The following is an 18,240-nucleotide window of genomic DNA, read 5'->3' as shown; positions in this document are numbered from 1 at the left end:
GAGGGCACGGAGCGCCGCGAGCGAGGGCAACGGTCGACGTTCCGTAGATTGCGCGCCCGGACGGCATGCGGTACCGTGGACGACGAGGTGATACGCATGCAAACCGACCGACGCAAGGAATTGCGAGACGCATACAAGAGCCGCCGCCCCGACATGGGCGTGGTTGAACTGCGCTGCACTGCCACGGGCCAGCACTTTCTGGGCATCACGCGCGACGCGGCGAAGGAGCTCAACAGCCTGCGGGCGAAGCTGAACGGAGGCGGGCACCCGAACCGTCCGCTGCAGCAGCTGTGGAGCGAGCACGGCGAGAACGGCTTCGACTTTCACGTGGCGGACACGCTGGAGTACGAGAACCCCGAAGACGTCTCGGCCGACGACCTGCAAGCCCTACGCGACCTGCTGCTGGCCGAAGACCCCGAAGCCTGCAAGATCTGGAAGTGAGCCAGGCGCGTCCGTCGATCCTAGACGCGCCCTTGCACGCGCCTCACTCGAAGTAGAACAGATCCTCGAACTTCTTGTCGAGCGCGATGCAGAGGACGAGGGCCAGCTTTGCCGTAGGGTTGAACAGGCCCGTCTCGATGGACGAGATGGTCTGGCGCGAGACGCCCACGAGCCCCGCGAGCTCTGCCTGCGAAAGCCCCGCCTCGGCGCGCGCCGCCTTCAGCCGGTTGCAGAGTTCGAGCTCGCCGTCGTTGTCATGCACATCGTCGAATCCGAGAGACGGTAGCTTGATCATGAAGTGCCCCTACATCGTCGCGAATATATGGTGGACGACGACGCTGATGACCGCGACCGTCACCAAAACGCCCGCACCCAACGCGGTTTTGTAACGAAACTGGTAGAACTGGTAGAAGTTCATGGCGGCTATGCCCGACATGACAATGGCGAACGACACATCCGTGCTCTGACCATGAAGCGAATCCCACAAGAACAACAACGCCCATACCACCATCATCACGGAGAGCATAAGGTAGCTCGCACGCCATTGCATCAGCTTGAACCGCTCGTCCATTCCGTCGTTGTCCCGACGGCTCTTCTCCAGAATCTCGTCCTTGTTCATGGCTGCCTCCTTCTGCATCGCCCGTTCGCTTCCGGATGTTTCACGTGAAACATTTGTACTCATGCCTCACCAAGCACGCAAAAAGCTTCTCGGTGGCGAAAAACCTCCGAATTCGGAAGTTTGAATCCCTGATCGCAGCGATACGCGGCTACCCACTCTGCAAAATACCTGGTCGCGAGCCGACATCCTCAATCACGTTGGACTTGCCACCGAATCGGACCGCGCTCACCTTCCGAATTCGATTGCTTTTTGCCAACTGGGCATCCTCGTACGGCATCCCAAGGTTTTCATTGGTTCATTCTGCCAAGTTTTCTTATCACAATGTCAAGTATACTTATCACGAAGAGGAAATGCAAGGCAAGCGTTGCAGATCCGGAACCGCGCATGGCACTCTTTTGCTACCATGCTCGTCATGGAAACGAACGAACCCACACCCACGACGGAAGCGGCCGAAAGCGGCACGCCCGTCGCCGCGCGCCGCAAGCCGCGCAAGCTCGTCGTCGCGCTGACGGCCCTCGCCATCCTGCTGTGCGTGCTGGCAGCCGCGTTCTTCGCGTACGCGAGCGACTCGTACCACGACCTCGACGCGAACCATCGCAACCTCGTGTCGACCGAGACGCTGCCCGTTCAGCAGGGAGACAACTACCTTGCGTTCGGCGACCCGAACGCAGCCGTCGGCCTCGTGTTCTACCCCGGCGCGAAGGTGGAATACAGCGCGTACGCGCCGCTCATGCGCGATCTGGCCGAGCGCGGCTACCTGGCCGTAGTGGTCCAGATGCCGTTCAACTTCGCGTTCTTCGACATCAACGCAGCCGACCGCGTGCGCGCGGACTTCCCCGACGTGGGCACCTGGTGGGTGGGCGGCCACTCGCTGGGCGGCTCGATGGCGGCGCAGTACGCGGTCGACCATGCCGGCGACGGCACGCTCGACGGCCTCGTGCTGTTGGGATCCTACTCCGCCAGCGACCTGTCGAGCACGAACCTGGGCGCCATCTCCCTGTACGGCTCGAACGACCAGATGCTCAACCGCGCCAAGCTCGAGGACAACGCCGACCTGCTGCCCAAGGGAGCCGAAACCGTGGAGATCGAAGGCGGCAACCATGCCGGCTTCGGCGCCTACGGCCCGCAAAGCGGCGATGGCGAAGCCAGCATCACCCCCGCGGAACAGCAGAGCCAAACCGCCGACGCCATCGACCGCTACATCAGGGCCCGCTACGCCGAGCCGTCCCTGGCAGCCGCAGCATAGCGCGAACCACGCTCAGCCGAGCCGCCTCTAGCGCGTTTTCCGCTGCGGGCGCGGCAGAAACGCCATGCCCACGACGAAGCCCACGACGATGACGGCCGCCTGCACTTCGAAGCTTAAAGCGAAACCGCCGACGTCGATGCCTAGCTCGTTGGAAGATGCGAGCGCCATAACCGTGATAAGCGCCGACGACGAGAGCGCACCGAAGATCTGGCGAAACGACGTGATGATGGCCGTGCCTTGCGCGATGTCTTCAAGAGACAGCGCCGCGCAAGCGTGAGCGGTCATCGGCATCATGAGGCATGCGACCCCCACCGTGCGCACGCCGTACAACACGGTTATCGCCCACTCGGGCGTACCCGCGTCGCACGCCGCGAACGCCAGCGTGCCCGCAGCCAGCACCGCGCATCCCACCGCAACGAGCGGCCTTGGACCGTAACGGTCGAGCAGGCGTCCCGTCACCGGGTTCAAGAACCCTAGCAGCACCGCGCCCGGCAGGATAGTCAGCCCCGACACCGTGGCGCTGCCGCCCTGCACGTCCTGTACGAACAACGGCACCATGATGGAACCGACCATGAACGCCATCTGGGACATCATCACCAGCACAGTGGCTATCGCGAACGTGCGGTTGCGAAAGCACGACAGTTTGAGCAGCGGCTGCTCGATGCGCGCCTGACGCCTCGCGAACACGAAGAGCGCAAGCGCGCCGCCTGCGAGCGCCGCCAAAGACACAGGATCGAACGCAGCGTCCGACTCCATAACCGTGGTCCCCAGCATGATGCCGCAGAAGCCAAGCGTGTACAAAAGCCCCGAAGGCACGTCGAACCGCTCGCGCGACCCTTCGCGCTTCACCACGTCGGACAGCACGAAGAACGACAGCACCACAACCACCGCCGACACCGCGCCCAAGATGACGAACACCGAGCGCCAGCCCCAGAAGTCGATGAGGAAGCCGGATACGGTGGGCCCGATGGCCGGCGCGAAGCCGATGATGAGGCCCACCAGGCCCATCGCACGGCCGTACTCGCTTTTGGGGTACACTGACAGCGCCACCACCTGGATAAGCGGCAGCGCGATGCCCGCGCCGCCGGCTTGCAGCAGGCGCGATGCCAACAGCAGCGGATAATTCGGTGCGACGAGCGCGGCCGCGCAACCTGCGACGAAGCACACCATGGCTGCGATGAACAGCTTCTTCGAATCAACGCGATGCACCAGATAAGCGGTCATAGCCGAGATGAGGCCAAGCGTGAAGATGTAGGACGTGGTGAGAAGCTGGCCGAGCGAGGCGCTCACGGAGTACTCGTGCATGATGGTGGGAAGCGCGGCTATCATCATGCTCTGCGAGATGCACGCGGCGGTGGTGCCCGACATCATGACCGCAAGCACGATGGTGCGCTGTCTCTTCGGCAAGCCGTCGGATACCCCTTGCGCGGTATCACCCGCGCTGCCATAGTTCCGTTCTCGCTCTATCGCCTGTGCGCTTTCCATAGTTCCATGATAGCAGCGTGCGCAAGCGGTTTGCGAAGGATGCACACATTCCGCGATCAGGCCTGGGCAAGGCCAGTCGCGCCCGCGCCCTGGACGCTCGCCCGCGCCCGACGGTGACCGCCGTGCCGGACGCTCGCCTGCGCCCGACGGAACCTCACCGTGCCGGACGCTCGCCCGCAGCTGCGAGGCCGACCTGGGCGCAAAACACCCCCACCGTTCCGTTTTTACCGCGGAAGCCCGAACGTCCCGTCAAGCGGCCCGCCGGCCACGCGCAGAAGGGCATCGGGAACGCGCTCGGACGAACGCAGGGCACGACCTGCGGCTTTCATACGGTGCACGCGGGCGTATCGAGATCGACCCGCGCATTCCGAGCCGGCGCGTAATGCGCGCCGCGCACGGACGCGACCCGCGCCCTTCGGGGTGGCGCTCAGCACTCGGTGCTCGCCACGCTTGGGCGCCTACGGGCGCGGCGCTACCAAGGCCCTAGCGCAGCTTCGCGCGCCGATCTCGCCAGTCGGGCATGAAGGCGTCCATGAGCGCTTTGAAGCGGGAGCCGTGGCCGCGTTCCAGCAGGTGGCACAGCTCGTGCACCACCACGTACTCCAAGCACTCGGGCGGATAGAGCGCCAAACGCACGTTGATGCAGATGCGGCCCGTGGCGGGTTGGCAGCTGCCCCAGCGGCTGGTCATGTTGCGGTACGCCAGCTTGCCCGCCTTCACGCCCATGATAGGCTCCCACGCCTCCACCAGCGCGGGCACGCACGCCTCCACCACGGCGCGCCACGCCGCCACCTCCTCGGGCCCCGCCTCGGCCGCCACGGCGGCGGGCGAGGCGGCAACCTGCGCGAGCTTCGCGTCGATCCACGGGCGCTTCTCGCGGACGAACCTCTCGATGTCGCGATCGCGCACGTACGCCGGCGCCGACACCTCTACGAACCCGCCGCCGCGATGCACGCGCAGGTTGAGGTTCTTGATGCGCTTGCGTGTGAGCCGCACGACCAGGCCGTCCACCACGAGTTCGACGGGCTCGACGGGCGCAACGGGACGCGAGGCCGAAGCCCGCCCCCGCGCCGCACGCTGCCGCGGGCTCACGCGACCACCTCCCGATCGCGCCGGCGCGGCCCGTGCACGAACCGCACGAGAAGCACGGCGGTCAGCGCGAACGTGGCCGCCTCGGCCGCGGGGAACGTGGCCCACACGCCCGCCATGCCGAACAGCGCCGCCAGCACGGCCGCGAACGCGAGCATGGCCGGAAGACCGCGCACGATGGAGATAGCCAGGCCATACGCCGGCTTCTCCACCGCGCTGAAGAACGCCGCCGCCACGATGTTCGCCCCCGCGAAGAAGTACCCGAGGAAGTACACGCGCATGCCGTCCACGGCAAGCGCCGTGAGCTGCGGATCGTTGTCTCGATTGAACGCGAGCGCAAGCGGCTCGGCGGCGAGCGCCACCGCAGCGTACGTCGTCGTCGCGATGACGAGAGCCGTCAGCAGCGCCAGGCGCAGCACCGCGCGCACGTCGCGGTCGCTGCCACGCGCGTACGCGTTGCTGGCCAGCGGCTGGATGCCCTGCGCGATGCCCACGAACAGGGCGCTCGCCACGAACGCGAAGTTCGCGACCACCCCGTAGGCCGCCACGCCGATGGTTCCCTCGAACGCAAGGATCACCAAGTTCAGCACCAGCAAAACCAGCCCGCCCGACAGCTCTACCACGAACGACGAGAACCCGAGCGCCGCGATATGCCCCACGAGCCGCGCGCGCAGATGCAAGCGCACCGGCCGAAACGTGTTGCGCTTCCTGAGGAAATGGATCAACAGCACCGCCATGCTCATGAGCGGAGCAAACCCCGTGGCGAACGCCGCGCCGAACATGCCCCACCCGAACCCGAATATGAACAACGCGTCGAGCGCGATGTTCCCGAAGCTTCCCACCAGCATGGCGACCATGGCCAGCTGCGGGCTACTGTCGTTGCGCACGAACGGCAGCAGCACGTTGTTCAACAAGAACAGCGGCGCGAACGCGAAGATGGTGCGCAGGTACGTCACGGTCAGCGGAAGCGTGGCCTCGTCCGCTCCCAAAAGCGACGCCAACGGCGTCGCGAACGCCTCCACGACCGCAAGCAGCACCGCGGCCGCGCAGCCCGCCATGACGAGCGCCGTGGTGAACACCCGGTTCGCCCCCGTGCGGTCGCCCCTCGCCGAGCACACCTGGAACTCGGTTGCCGCGCCGATGCCCAGCATGAGGCCCGTAGCCTGCAGCACCGTGTACAGCACGATGGAGAAGTTAAGCGCCGCGAGGCCGTCCGACCCCACCCCGTTCGCAATGAAGAACGTGTCGGCCAGTATGTACACCGACACGCCTACCATGCCCAGCACGTTGAACGACACGTACCGCGCGAACGGACGCGCCATCGACGACGAGCCGGCCATGCCGGCACCGCGTGCCATCGCGCGCCGCCTCACGCCTCGAGCGAGATGTCGTATGCCGCGTTGCGCGCGATGCCGAACTCTTCGGCTATCGCGCGGGCGACGTCCTTGCTGCGCACGCCGGCGGCCTTCAGCTCGGCGGCGCGGGCGCGGGCTGCGACTTCGGCGTCCTGCTCGGCGGCGGCGTCCTCGGCCTCGCTCGGACCGTCGATCACCAGCACGATCTCGCCCTTGATGCCCGCGCCCTCCCGCTCGCGCGCGGCGAACGCGTCGCGCACCTCGGGCAGCGGGCCCCGCACCACTTCCTCGTGCAGCTTCGTCAGCTCGCGGCACACGGCGATCTCGCGGTGCGGAACCGTTTCCGCCAGCGAGGTCAAGGCCGCCACCAGGCGGTTCGGGCTCTCGTAGAACAGCAGCGCCGCATCGAGCGCGCGCAGGCTCTCCACCACGGCGCGACGTTCGGCGTCCTTGCGCGGGAAGAAGCCACCGAAATAGAAGCGCGGGTTCGCACTGCCGCTGGCCACGTACGCCGTGGCCACGGCCGTGGCGCCCGGCAGCACCTCCACCGGCACGCCCGCCTCGCGGGCGGCGCGCACGAGGCGCAGCCCCGGATCGGACACGCCCGGCATGCCGGCGTCCGAGCAGTACGCGATCACTTCGCCTGCCGCCACGCGCTCAACCAACGACGACGCGCGCTCGCCGATGAGCGCCTCGTCCAGCCGCTCGATGCGCTTCTCGATGCGGAATGCCGCTAGCAGCTTGCCTGTGACACGCGTGTCCTCGGCGCACACCGCGTCGGCCGACCGCAGCGCCTCGAGCGCGCGCTCGGTCATGTCGCCCAAGTTGCCGATGGGCGTAGGACATATGATGAGCTTGCCGGCCATGTGCTTCCTTCCATTGCTGCGCGCGCCGCGCCGTTCTTCGTTGTCGTCCATTGTCGGGCAAACGGGCAACCTTGGCAAACGCGCAGGATGGAAAGCACGCGAGCAGCCGGGTCGGGTCAGCCCTTTTTGGCGCGGGGATAGGGCGCAAGCCCTTCTCTGGCGCGGAGTGGGATTTGGGACTTAGGTGTCAGCGGCCGCGCCGGTCGCACGCCGCGCCCGCCACGAATCGGCGCGGAACGCGCCCACCCGCTCGCAAGCGCCACCCCGCGCCCAGAAGAGCGGGCCCCACCCGAGGCCACCTTCCCCGCCTCCCCCGCCTCCTCTCCTCTTCCTCCCCTGCCCTCCATACCCGCGCGTCAACGCGCTACAATAGCTCCAGCTTATCGACCCGAGAGAAGGGAACGCGCATGCAGCAGCAACTCACGAAACAGACCCCCGAGGGCTTCCTGCTGGTCGGACGCATCGACGCGCCGGAGCAGCCGAAGGCGGCAGTCGTCATCGTCCACGGGCTGTGCGAGCACTTCGGCCGCTACGACTACGTGACGCAGCGGCTGCTGGAAGCCGGGTACGCCGTCGTGCGCTTCGATCATCGCGGGCACGGGCGCTCCATGGGCAAGAAGGTGTGGTACGACGACCGCACGCAGATCGTATCCGATACCGACCTGTTCGTCGAAGAAGCCCGCGCGCAGTTCCCCGACCTGCCGGTGTTCATGATCGGACACTCTATGGGCGGCTTCGGCGCCGCCAGCTACGGCACGGCCCATCCCGGCAAGCTGGACGGCTACGTGCTGTCGGGCGCTTGGACGCGCGACCACGCGAGCCTGGCCTCGGGCGCCGTCGAGCAGGGGCTCGACCCCGAGACGTACATCCCCAACGAGCTGGGCGACGGCGTGTGCTCCGACCCCGCCGTGGGAGAGGCCTACCTGGCCGACCCCTTCGTCATCAAGGAGTTCTCGGTGGCGCTGCTGCGCGCCGTGCACGACGGCCACCTCTGGCTGCGCGCGCAGGCCGCCGATTTCGCCGACCCGGTGCTTCTGCTGCACGGCGGAGACGACGGCCTGGTCAGCCCGCAGGACAGCATCGACATGTTCCGCGAAGCGTCGTCGGCTGACAAGTCGCTGCGCATTTACGCGGGCCTCTACCACGAGATATTCAACGAGTTCAAAAAGGACCGCGTCATCCGCGATGCCATCGAATGGCTCGACGACCACGTGAGGTAAGCTGCACTGGCCAAGGCCGAACATCGCCACGCCAACGGGGAAAAGCGCCTGCGTCATAAGAAGGATCGACGCAGGCGCTTGCACGAGGGCAAAGCCCCCTCGCGGCCGGACAGCCGTCTGCGTAGCCGAGCCCGGCATGCGCCGCATCCTGCCGCAACAGGAAAAAACGCATAAAAATGCACCCCCCCCCCCGCTCATCCCCGGATCGAGCCCCTATCAATGGTATTCTGTAGCCATCATGAACATCCATCGACGAAGCGGTGCGCGTGGAACATATGACTGACAGCGAATTCGAGCAGGTACGCTCGTTTCTTGCCCAGACGTACGGTCTGGACATGGATTCGAAGCGCACCCTGCTAGAATGCCGCCTCGCGCGCGAGCGCGATCGTTTGCAGCTGCCGTCGTTTTCGGCGTACTTCGACCTCGTGGAGTCAGGGCGAAACCAGCAGGAGCGAAACCGGTTCGTCAACCTCGTCACCACCCATTACACCTACTTCCTGCGCGAAAGCGCGCAGTTCAAGTTCCTCTTCGCCACGGCTTTCCCGGAATTGCTGGCCAAGCGGCCGAACCGCCCGTGGAACATACTGTGCGCCGGCTGCTCCACGGGAGAAGAATGCTACAGCGTCTCGATGCTGGTCGAGGACTACGCGCGAACCCACCCGATCCCCTCCGTTCGCATCACCGGCATCGACCTGTCGCAACCTGCGATCGAAGAGGCGCGTACGGCCGCCTATCCCGAATCGCGCATCAACAGGGTGCCCCGTCGCTGGCGCAATGCGTACTTCGTTCGGAACGGTCAGCTGTACACCGTTGCCGAGCGCATCCGCTCGCGCGTCTTTCTGGCGCAGGGCAACCTCTGCGACGACGAAGTCCTGCGCAGGACGTACGACCTCATCATGTGCCGAAACGTCATCATCTACCTCAAAGCCGAAGTTCGCAACCGGGTGATCGCGACATTGCACCGCCACCTCGCCCCATCGAGCTACCTCATGCTGGGGCACGCCGAGATCATCCGCGAACGTACGCTGTTCGAATACCAGGGGAACTCCGTTTATCGAAGACAAGCGAAAGCGACCAACGTATGAGCATGAAACCGAGCAACATCAGCATAAGCCGCATCTTGATGATATCCTACGGCATCGTCATCGCCCTGTTCGCCCTTTCGATCGCAGTGGCGCTCTACGGCGTCCACGCGAACGCCTCCATGACCAAAGAGTTCTACAACCGGCCGTACATGGTTTCGAAAAGCGCCGTGGCGCTTCGCTTCACGATCGAGGAGATGTCGACGTACGTCGAGCAGCTGCTTAACGCAGAAAACGACGCGGCGAAACAGAAAGCGCTGGTGGCCATCGAGGATCTCACTGAACAACGCATGAACGAGCTGAACGTCGTCCGGTCGCTGTTCAAAGCCGATCCCGATCTTCTAGAACGCTTCTCGAACGCCTGCGACGAGCTGGGCGCGCGCCGCAACGCCGTGATCGGTGCAGCCGAAGCGGGAGACATCAACCGCGCCATCGACCTGTACTCGAACGAGTACCTCGCGCAAAAGGAAGTGACCGTCAACCTGTCCACCGAGGTCGTGAACACCGCAGAGCACGTAGCGCAGGCCTTCGTCAAAGACTCGTTCAGCGTCGAGGTCGGAACCTCGCTGGCCATCGGGCTTCTAGGGACGGCGGCCATCGTGCTCGTCATCGTTATGTGGAGGCGCATCACGCACAGCATCGCCGCGCCCATTCAGGAGATCGACCGCATAGCGAAGCGGTTGGCCGACGGCGATCTGACGGTGCGCTCATCCTGCACGTCCGGCAACGAGCTGGGCTCGCTCGCTTCGTCCATGAACGAAACGGTAGCTTCGCTGCGCTTCGCCACCGAGCAGCTCAGCGAAACAGCCGAGCAGGTGGCTCGCTCGTCATCGCAGATGTCGGACAGCTCCCAAGCCGTCGCGCAAGGCTCCGCCGAGCAAGCCACCGCCATCGAAGAGCTTGCCGCCAACGTTCAGAGCATCACGCACGTGGTGGGAGAGAACACCGAAAGCGTCCTGACCGTGAATTCCAACACCTCCGATGTACTGGGCGCGGTCGAGGAAAGCAGCGACTCGATAGCCCGCACCGTGTGCGCCATCGAGGAGATCAAAGACAACGCCCAGAGCATCTCGCAGCTGGCCAACTCCATCGAAGACATCTCGTTCCAGACGAACATCCTCGCGCTGAACGCCTCCGTCGAAGCCGCGCGCGCAGGCGATGCCGGACGCGGCTTCGCCATTGTGGCCGAGGAGATCCGCCGCCTCGCCTCGCAGGTGAGCGAAGCGTCGCGTGCGGCTGACGAACTCGCCGGGCGCGCCATCGAAAACGTCGAGGCCGGAAGCGAGCTGATCGGCTCCGCATCTTCGAACATGGAGGAAGCCGTTACCTCTATCGAAGACATCAAGACGGCGATGTCCTCCATCGCTCACGCCTCCGAGCAGCAGCTCGAAGCGGTTGCCCAGATACAGGAGAGCATGGACAGCCTCTCCCAGGTCGTGCAGGAGAACTCGGCCGCCTCCGAGGAAAGCGCGGTCATCGGAGAGGAGCTTGCGGATCGCGCGAACGAACTCAAGCACCTGATCGGCCGCTTCAAAATCGATGCAGATCCGCACGAAAGCGAAGCTGGGGCATGACGCGATTCCGAACCGAAACAGGCAGCGCGCCGAGCGGATCGGAAGGCATCCGAGAAGACCGCGAACGCCTGCGCGCCGACAACGCCGCCCTGAAGCAGCAGCTGGACGTCATGCGGGCGCTCGCATTCCGCGACCAGCTGACCGGCTTGTTCAGCCGCCACTATTTAACCGACTACCTGGAGCAAGAGATCGAACGCATGAGCGGCGAAGCGAACATCGTGCTCGCCCTGTGCGATATCGACGACTTCAAGCTCATCAACGACGTGCGCGGCCATCAGGCCGGCGACATCGCCATCGTCTGCATCGCCGACATCCTCGACGACCTCTCCGGCAACCATCCGGTCATCCGATGGGGCGGCGAGGAACTGCTGCTCGTGCTGTTCTCCACGCCCGACCACGAGGCCTTGCGTCTGTGCAACCAGATGCGTGAGGAAGTGGCCAGCTATCCCATCAGCGACGACTTAGGCGATTTTTCGTGCACGCTCACGTTCGGTCTGAGCGCCTACGATCCGGAACTCACGTTCGGCGAGAACTTCGCATCGGCCGACCGCGCGCTGTACCACGGCAAGGAGACGGGCAAGAACCGTTGCGTGTTCGCGCAATCGAACCAGATAGAGCGCGACGGAGGGAACCGGTCGTGAAACGCGAGGAGATCACCGTGCAGGCGAAGCTCAAGCCCAATTGCGGGCTCGAGAACACGCGCGCTTCGCTCGTCATGCGCCGCATCGCGCCGTTGTGCGACTCGGCAACATGCCATCCGCACGCGATCAAGAGCAGTCGAGAGACGATTCCCTACCTGCGCGACCACGGCTTGTTCGTCACCTTCGTCTCGCGCACGCCCGAGCGGGTGCTCGCAGCCATCAGCGGTGCGTTCTTCGTGGACAGCTGCACCATCGTGGAGGATCCCGAAGGCATCCCGCCGTTCGAGATGCCTTCCGCACCCCAGGAAGACGATGCAGAAAACGGAGGGATCGAAGCGATTTCTTCGTTCGCCGATCGCGATGCGCGCAGCGAGCGAGACGAAAAGCTGTCGAACCTGATCGCGCAGCTGGAGGAGACGAACCGGTCTTTGCGAGCGCACGCCGAAAGCCTTCCGAACGACCGCGTGCTCAGCGATATCGCGTTCTCGTACGCGCAGACCCTCGACCACCTGCGATCCACCGTCGCCCTTTCGCGCATCGAAGCGTTCGACCGCATCGCCCCATCGCTTCATAAGCTCGTCGAGGACTACGGGCGCCAGTTCGGCGTTCCCGTCGATCTGGAGCTCGAGCAAGGACGCATGGATCTGGATCGTTCGGTGCTCGCATCCATCGAGGAAACGCTCAGACGCGCCCTTCGATCATGTATCCGCGACGGCATCGAAAGCGCCGAGGAACGCGCCGACCTGGGAAAACCGGAACGCGCAACCATACGCTTGCGCCTGGAAAACGAAGGCTCGGATGTCGTTTGCCGCATCGAGCACGACGGCAGGCCCTTCGACGCGCACCGTATCGCCACGATAGCGTCGAAACGCGGCCTTCTCGCCCGTCCGCTGGACGCGTATTCCGACGAGGAGATAGGCGCGTTCATCCTTCTGCCGCAATTCTTCTTGCCGAGCGCCGCCAGCGATGGCAACGCCTTCGCAGAACTGAACGAGATAGGCTGCATGCTGCAGCGCATCGGCGGGCGCGGCACGATGCGCAACACCGAACGCGGCACGTTGGAGATCGTCCTACGCTTTCCCGTGCCGTTCACCGTGTTCGAAGCCGCCCTGCTGCGCACCGGAGGCGTCCGCTTCGCAGTTCCCGCACAGCAGATCGTGCGCTTCGAGGCGTTCGACCCCGCCCGCGTCCAGCGCGGCGGCGCAGCGGGAGAAGGGTCGAAAGCAACCTCAACCTGGTACGAGGACGAACACGGCGCGCATATTGAGATGCTCAACCAAGGTGCCAAGCCCTTTCCGCTTGACGCGGCGCACCCCGCATATACCGTCCTGCTTGAAGCTCTGGGGGAACGATACGCTTTGGCCGCAGACGACGTTGAGGGCTACGAGCGGATCTCGATGCTGCAGCTTCCGGCACTGCTCGACCGCCGGTGCATGCACGAACTGAGCTACATCGGATACGCCATCCTGCAAGACGGTTCACCCTGCATCGTGATAAGCGTACGGCGCTTTCTGAACGACGCGGCGAAGGACAGGGGAACCCATGCGCGACCGTAGCCAACGTCTGCACTGGATTGAAACGCTCATCGGCAAGGACCGCCAAGAGGCTCGGCGGAATAACGCGCTGGTCATCCCCACCGATGACGGAGACATGGCCATCGCGTTCTCATCCATCGTCGAAGTGGTCGCCGCCAGCCGCGTGCAGCCCCTTGCCCTCTTGCCCGAGCAGTTCTGCGGCGTGCTGTTCCGCGGCAACGAGCTGGCTCCCATCGTCGACACGAGAGCCCCCGACACTGGACCGGGGCACGTCGTGCTCGTCGAAGGGGAAGGATGCCTGTTGGGGCTGCAGTTCTACGGCACGCCCTACGTCGTCGACCTCGACGAAACCGAACATGCCCTCTTGGCCATCGAGCGCCGTCCGAGCTTCCCGTCGGGAACGCTTCCCCTGCTGGATATCGACGCCGTAGCGAAAGCGCTGCTCGCCCTCGATTAACGCCGCAGTGCGCGAGCTCCCAACCAGCGCATCAGGTAGAATGGCTCGAACAACCAGCCACCGCATCCGACGAAAGGACGCATGCCATGGAGTTCGCACGCAGCACATGGAGGCTGTTCGCCGCCAATGCGCGAACCGCTATCCTGTTCGAATTCGGTTTCCGATTCTTGTTCGCCATCCTGTTCGTACCGGCATGTTTCGGCATGGTGGATCTCGCGATGGAAGCGGCCGGACTTGCCTACTTGGCCGACACGAACATGACGACTCTATTCGCGAATCCGCTGGCGTGGGTGTTTTTGCTCGTGGCCGCGCTTGTGCTAGCCCTCGGAGCCCTTTTCGAGATGTGCGCCCTCGTCGTTGTCATGCAGGCGGGAAAGACGGGTCGGCGCATCGGAGTGTTCGAAACGAGCCGGCTCGCATTCTCTTCCGCCCGGCGCATCGCACGCCCATCGAACTGGCTTCTTGCGCTGTTCGTGCTGCTGCTGGTTCCGCTCACGAACCTGACCGTCACTTCCTCGGCGCTCACCGGCGTGCGGCTTCCCGAGTTCATTATGGACTTCATCTGGGAAAACGGCGCGCTGACCGCGGTGTTCGTCATCGTGATGGCCGCACTGTACCTGCATGCGTTTTTTCTGGCGTTCGGCATTCACTTCTTCACGCTGTGCGACGAATCCTGGATGCAGGCACGCATCTCGAGCAGGAGCCTGCTGCGCGGCAACGCCTGGCGGCTGGCGCGCCGTCTGCTGGCCTTGTTCGCCGTGTTCGCGTCGGGAGCGGTCGCGGCCATAGTCGTCGGCGTCCTCATCTTGGCCGCCATCCTAGAAGGCGGCCTGCCGTTCGGAGTCTCCTTCGCGCTCACGCTCGTGATGTTCGCGTTCACTATCGTGGTCGACTGCGTGTTCGCGCCGCTGAGCTATGCCGCCCTCAGCGCCACGTTCTACGAATTCTCGCAGGAGCGGGGCATCGACATCCCTTACCGCATCGACGAGCCCTCGCGTACGTGCAGGACGAGGCTCGCGCGCGCAGCGGTCGGCTCCTTTCTCGCCATGCTCGGACTCGTTTCGTTGCTGTCCTACGACCCTTTGCACGGGGTATTCGAATCCGAAAGCCAGCGAGAGCCCGCGCCGGATTTCGCGATCACCGCGCATCGGGGCGGCGCGCGCGAGGCTCCCGAGAACACCTTGGCTGCATTCCAGAACGCTATCGACCAAGGCGCGGATTGGGTGGAGCTTGACGTGCAGCAGACGGCCGACGGCGTGCTCGTGGTGATGCACGATGCCAACCTCAAGCGCACGACGGGTCTGGATAAAGAGTTCTGGCAGGTCACGTACGACGAGATCAAAGACCTCGACAACGGCAGCTGGTTCGATCCCGCATTCGCAGACCAGCGGATATGCACGCTGGAAGAGGCGCTTGCGTTGTGCAAAGGCAAGATCAAGTTGAATATCGAGGTGAAGCCGGACGGCCACGGCGTCGACCTCGAGCGAAAGACGGTCGACCTCATCAACGCCTACGATATGAGAGACCAGGTGGCCGTCGCGAGCATCTCCTACGAGTCGCTCGCGAAGGTGAAGGAGATCGACCCCTCCATGCCCACCATGTACGACATGACGTTGGCTTACGGCTCCATCTCGAGCATCGAGCATGTCGATTATTTCAGCGTCGACGACTTCTTCGTCACCCAGGAACTCGTCGACGAAGTGCAAGGGGCGGGGAAGATCATATACGCTTGGACCGTCAACGACCCCGCCAACATGTCGCGCCTCATCGACTATGGCATCGACGGTCTGGTCACCGACGACATCGCACAGGCTCGCGAGCTGTACGAGGCCGCGCTGAACGAGGGGCACGAGTACTTCGACGCCATCTGATCGACGGCGGCAAACGTTTTCGGACGCTCGTAGTGGATGTCGTGGCCCGATTCGACGACGACGGTTTCGCAGACAGCCACGAGCTGCTGCACGCGTGCGGCGTCCTCGTCGGAGTTGGCGGCGAGCAATGTACCATCCTCGCCGTAGTTCGTCTTCGCTTTCAGGTACACGGCAGGACAGGTTATGCAGCGCAGAAGGTCGGCCTGGTCGATGCCGTCGAACCACGTGCCGTCGTAGAACGTCTCGCTGAACCGCACGTCGAAGTCGTCGTAGAAGTACAGGCCGCGCACCCAGTCGTGCGGCACCCAGGCCAGCGTGAGGTGCGCGTCGGGGTTCGCTGATCGCTCCTGCGCCGTCCACTCCGCGATTTTAGGCCGCAGCTCTCCGAACAGGCTGAACAGGTAGCTGTGCTGCGCGTAGTACACGGTTGGGTCGGCAACGTCGCCCTGCCGGAGGAACGCGTGCGTCACCACGAAGCCGTCTTTCCATGAGAAGCAGCCCGGTTCCTGCTGCATCTCGACCGGCGTGACGCGGAAGAAGGGCGGATCCTCCAGCACGCATGCCGATACCCGCTCGGCGTCGTTGGCGGCCAGCCACGCGGCGATGATGCCGCCCGACGAATGGCCCGACACGAGATAGCACGCGCCGATCTTTTGCGCAGCGAAGGACTTGAGCGCCCGCCCGATGGCCTCGCATGAGTAAAGCGCCGGATCGTGGCTCGATTCGCCGTGACCGAAGCAGTCGACGGCGAACACGTGGTAGCGCTGCGCGAGATCGGGCAGCACGTGGGCATAGTCCTCCCACTGCACGCCCTGGCCGTGCACGAAGTATCCCGTGCGGCCGACGGCGCACTTGATGGCGAAAAAGCATCGAATTCGGAAGTCTCCATCCAGTGCGCAAGAGCACCGGGAATCCTCCTCCTCGCATAACACCAGGTCACAGGATGGCTCGCTTCCGGCACCATGCATCGAGCTCGTCCGAGGCTCGCGATTCCTTCCGAATTCGATGCCTTTTTGCCATTTCGAGGGCGACTGGCCGCACGGAGGGGCAACGCGTCCCGATTCGCGATGCAAGAAGACCTCCGCTGGGCGCGAACCCAGAACAACCCTTAGGCGAGCATTTCGGCCGATGCTCTCCCAGTAGCAAATCCGTACAAATGTTTCACGTGAAACACTCGGACGCACAAAAAAACGCCGCATCACGATGGATGCGGCGGCCAGGTTCGCGGGTTCGCGCTTCATGCGCTTGCGCGAGATAGGTGCGATCCGAAAAGGCTACAGCAGCTCCTCCACGGCGGGCGCCACGACATCGGGGATGGACGCGGTGGGCTCGAAACGGCGCACGACGTTGCCCTCGCGGTCGACGAGGAACTTCGTGAAGTTCCACTTGATGTCCGGCTTGCCGGCGTAGTCGGGGTCGTCCTTCGACAGCAGGTCTTCCAGAATGGACGTCAACTCGTGGCCGTCGTCGAAGCCCTCGAAGCCCTTCTGCTGCTGCAGGTAGGTGAACAGCGGGTCGGCTCCCTCGCCGTTGACCTCGATTTTCGCGAATTGCGGGAACGTCACGCCGAACCGCGACGTGCAGAACTGCGCGATCTCCTCGTTCGTGCCGGGCGCCTGGTGGCCGAACTGGTCGCACGGGAAGTCGAGGATGTCTAGGCCTCGCTCATGCAACGCGGTGTACAGCTCCTGGAGCTGGGCGTACGTGGGCGTGAAGCCGCACTCAGTGGCGGTGTTCACCACCAGCAGCACGCGACCCCGGTAGTCGGCGAGCGACACGTCGTTGCCCTGCTGATCCTTTACGGTAAAGTCATAGATGCTGGAAGCCATGGGTCCTTCTTTCAACGAGGGGTTGTTCTTCGTCTGTGATCGTACCTATGATACCGCCAAATGATACTTTGTTGATAACATTTTACGGAACGGTCATACTTGCGCACCCTGCGGCGCGAAGCCGCCAACCGAAGGATCGCCCACCAAAACAAGGATGTCGTAATCCTCGCTCCATCCTCCCGACTGATCGCTGTCGTAGCAGTACACGCTCCCCGGCCCGACCACCTTCAACAGCTCGGCCAGCTCCTCCGCTTCCGCGCTGTTTTCCTTGTGGTAGTACGACACGCGCGTCAACGCAGCGTTGAAGTAGGTCGCGTTGTCCACCGTCACGTTCTCGAACCCCGCGCCGCGCACCTTCTCGGCCACCTCGGCAGCTGCGCCCTCGACGCCGCAGCCGTTGAGCACGAGCACCGTCACCTGGTCCTTGCCGATGCGCACGGATCCAGCAGCATCGACCGCAGCCGAAGCCGGATCTGGCGCGGAAGCCGCACGGGATAGAACGTTTCCTTCAGCCGACGCAGCCGTCTCGTACGCCGACTGGTTCGCTGACTCCTGCGCGGAAGGCTGGCCGGTCGAGCACGAACCGAGCAGCATCCCCGACGCCCCGCATAATACGAGTGCGCTCGCGAGAAGAGCCCCATGCGCCGTCTTCGCGTTCACGTTCATCGCAATCACCGCCTATCGTGCTCAAACATGCTACCCCAGAGAAGAGTGTACCCCTCCTCGAGGCGACACGCTGCCGCGATTTGCAGCAACGCGAAGATTTTCCTGCAGAGTGTTGGTCCTTCGCTGTTTCTAGTGGGTACCATACCTCTCGGGGATCCCGAGCGACAGCTTCCCCAGGTGGAGAAATATCATCGCCTTGAAGTTCTCGAAGTTGCGGTACCCCCTCGCCGCGCGCTTGACCGACTGGATGACGGAGTTCAGCCC

The 18,240-nt window shown here is 64.2% G+C and carries 19 protein-coding genes; 9 read left to right on the top strand and 10 right to left on the bottom strand.

The genetic code is table 11. The annotated features are described in order from the left end of the window. Positions 1 to 96: 96 nt before the first annotated feature. On the top strand, positions 97 to 441 hold the full coding sequence (locus tag GT590_RS13475) for a GIY-YIG nuclease family protein (protein ID WP_015761334.1): 345 nt from the start codon (positions 97 to 99) through the stop codon (positions 439 to 441). 43 nt (positions 442 to 484) lie between these two features. Here the strand turns inward: GT590_RS13475 and GT590_RS13470 are convergent, their stop codons facing one another. Together GT590_RS13470 and GT590_RS13465 are read right to left on the bottom strand one after the other, a co-directional pair. Next, positions 485 to 736: a helix-turn-helix transcriptional regulator gene (locus GT590_RS13470; RefSeq protein ID WP_009306731.1), complete on the bottom strand. Its 252-nt coding sequence runs from the start codon at positions 734 to 736 to the stop codon at positions 485 to 487. A gap of 9 nt (positions 737 to 745) precedes the next feature. Then, complete coding sequence (locus GT590_RS13465) at positions 746 to 1,060, bottom strand: DUF6442 family protein (protein WP_015761335.1); 315 nt, start codon at positions 1,058 to 1,060, stop codon at positions 746 to 748. 412 nt (positions 1,061 to 1,472) lie between these two features. Between GT590_RS13465 and GT590_RS13460 the strand changes: the two genes are divergently transcribed. After that, positions 1,473 to 2,306: an alpha/beta hydrolase gene (locus GT590_RS13460; protein ID WP_227110058.1), complete on the top strand. Its 834-nt coding sequence runs from the start codon at positions 1,473 to 1,475 to the stop codon at positions 2,304 to 2,306. A 27-nt stretch (positions 2,307 to 2,333) separates the two neighbouring features. Here the strand turns inward: GT590_RS13460 and GT590_RS13455 are convergent, their stop codons facing one another. The 4 genes from GT590_RS13455 to rsmI form a co-directional block, all read right to left on the bottom strand. Next, positions 2,334 to 3,713 carry a DHA2 family efflux MFS transporter permease subunit gene (locus tag GT590_RS13455; RefSeq protein WP_229061476.1) on the bottom strand — a complete coding sequence of 460 codons (1,380 nt, stop codon included), beginning with the start codon at positions 3,711 to 3,713 and terminating at the stop codon, positions 2,334 to 2,336. 561 nt (positions 3,714 to 4,274) lie between these two features. Next, the gene (locus GT590_RS13450) at positions 4,275 to 4,883 is read right to left on the bottom strand and encodes a M48 family metallopeptidase (protein WP_009306739.1); all 609 of its coding nucleotides are present in this window, start codon (positions 4,881 to 4,883) and stop codon (positions 4,275 to 4,277) included. After that, positions 4,880 to 6,238: an MATE family efflux transporter gene (locus GT590_RS13445; RefSeq protein WP_015761338.1), complete on the bottom strand. Its 1,359-nt coding sequence runs from the start codon at positions 6,236 to 6,238 to the stop codon at positions 4,880 to 4,882. Before GT590_RS13445 ends, GT590_RS13450 begins: the two co-directional genes overlap by 4 nt. Positions 6,239 to 6,249: 11 nt before the next feature. Next, complete coding sequence (rsmI, locus tag GT590_RS13440; RefSeq protein WP_015761339.1) at positions 6,250 to 7,101, bottom strand: 16S rRNA (cytidine(1402)-2'-O)-methyltransferase; 852 nt, start codon at positions 7,099 to 7,101, stop codon at positions 6,250 to 6,252. A gap of 407 nt (positions 7,102 to 7,508) precedes the next feature. Here rsmI and GT590_RS13435 point away from each other — a divergent pair, with 407 nt between their 5' ends. From GT590_RS13435 to GT590_RS13405, 7 genes are all read left to right on the top strand, one after another. Next, positions 7,509 to 8,321 (top strand): alpha/beta hydrolase, encoded by an 813-nt coding sequence (locus GT590_RS13435; protein ID WP_015761340.1) that lies wholly within the window; start codon positions 7,509 to 7,511, stop codon positions 8,319 to 8,321. 275 nt (positions 8,322 to 8,596) lie between these two features. Then, positions 8,597 to 9,406 carry a protein-glutamate O-methyltransferase CheR gene (locus GT590_RS13430; RefSeq protein ID WP_015761341.1) on the top strand — a complete coding sequence of 270 codons (810 nt, stop codon included), beginning with the start codon at positions 8,597 to 8,599 and terminating at the stop codon, positions 9,404 to 9,406. Continuing rightward, complete coding sequence (locus GT590_RS13425) at positions 9,403 to 10,977, top strand: methyl-accepting chemotaxis protein (protein ID WP_009306749.1); 1,575 nt, start codon at positions 9,403 to 9,405, stop codon at positions 10,975 to 10,977. The genes GT590_RS13430 and GT590_RS13425 overlap by 4 nt, the downstream gene beginning before the upstream one ends. Next, positions 10,974 to 11,618 carry a GGDEF domain-containing protein gene (locus GT590_RS13420; RefSeq protein ID WP_009306750.1) on the top strand — a complete coding sequence of 215 codons (645 nt, stop codon included), beginning with the start codon at positions 10,974 to 10,976 and terminating at the stop codon, positions 11,616 to 11,618. Before GT590_RS13425 ends, GT590_RS13420 begins: the two co-directional genes overlap by 4 nt. Next, positions 11,615 to 13,174, top strand: coding sequence for a hypothetical protein (locus tag GT590_RS13415; protein WP_009306752.1), 1,560 nt, complete (start codon positions 11,615 to 11,617; stop codon positions 13,172 to 13,174). The genes GT590_RS13420 and GT590_RS13415 overlap by 4 nt, the downstream gene beginning before the upstream one ends. Further along, positions 13,161 to 13,610 (top strand): bifunctional autolysin, encoded by a 450-nt coding sequence (locus tag GT590_RS13410; RefSeq protein ID WP_009306754.1) that lies wholly within the window; start codon positions 13,161 to 13,163, stop codon positions 13,608 to 13,610. Before GT590_RS13415 ends, GT590_RS13410 begins: the two co-directional genes overlap by 14 nt. Positions 13,611 to 13,696: 86 nt before the next feature. Beyond that, on the top strand, positions 13,697 to 15,481 hold the full coding sequence (locus tag GT590_RS13405) for a glycerophosphodiester phosphodiesterase family protein (protein WP_114513745.1): 1,785 nt from the start codon (positions 13,697 to 13,699) through the stop codon (positions 15,479 to 15,481). On the opposite strand, the gene GT590_RS13400 is transcribed toward GT590_RS13405, so the two are convergent. From GT590_RS13400 to GT590_RS14840, 4 genes are all read right to left on the bottom strand, one after another. Continuing rightward, complete coding sequence (locus GT590_RS13400; protein ID WP_258552962.1) at positions 15,382 to 16,305, bottom strand: alpha/beta hydrolase; 924 nt, start codon at positions 16,303 to 16,305, stop codon at positions 15,382 to 15,384. The two genes, GT590_RS13405 and GT590_RS13400, sit on opposite strands and share 100 nt — an antisense overlap. 450 nt (positions 16,306 to 16,755) lie before the next feature. Beyond that, entirely contained in the window at positions 16,756 to 17,310 is a 555-nt protein-coding gene (locus GT590_RS13395) for a glutathione peroxidase (protein ID WP_021410799.1), read from the bottom strand. A 93-nt stretch (positions 17,311 to 17,403) separates the two neighbouring features. Beyond that, the gene (locus GT590_RS13390) at positions 17,404 to 17,976 is read right to left on the bottom strand and encodes a LytR C-terminal domain-containing protein (protein ID WP_057385332.1); all 573 of its coding nucleotides are present in this window, start codon (positions 17,974 to 17,976) and stop codon (positions 17,404 to 17,406) included. Between the two features lie 129 nt (positions 17,977 to 18,105). Continuing rightward, positions 18,106 to 18,237 (bottom strand): transposase, encoded by a 132-nt coding sequence (locus tag GT590_RS14840; RefSeq protein WP_368854010.1) that lies wholly within the window; start codon positions 18,235 to 18,237, stop codon positions 18,106 to 18,108. Positions 18,238 to 18,240: the final 3 nt, after the last annotated feature.

Origin of the sequence: Eggerthella sp. BIOML-A1 (genome assembly GCF_009875595.1) — a bacterium.
Classification (GTDB): domain Bacteria; phylum Actinomycetota; class Coriobacteriia; order Coriobacteriales; family Eggerthellaceae; genus Eggerthella; species Eggerthella lenta.
This window is presented reverse-complemented; position numbering and strand designations above follow the sequence as displayed.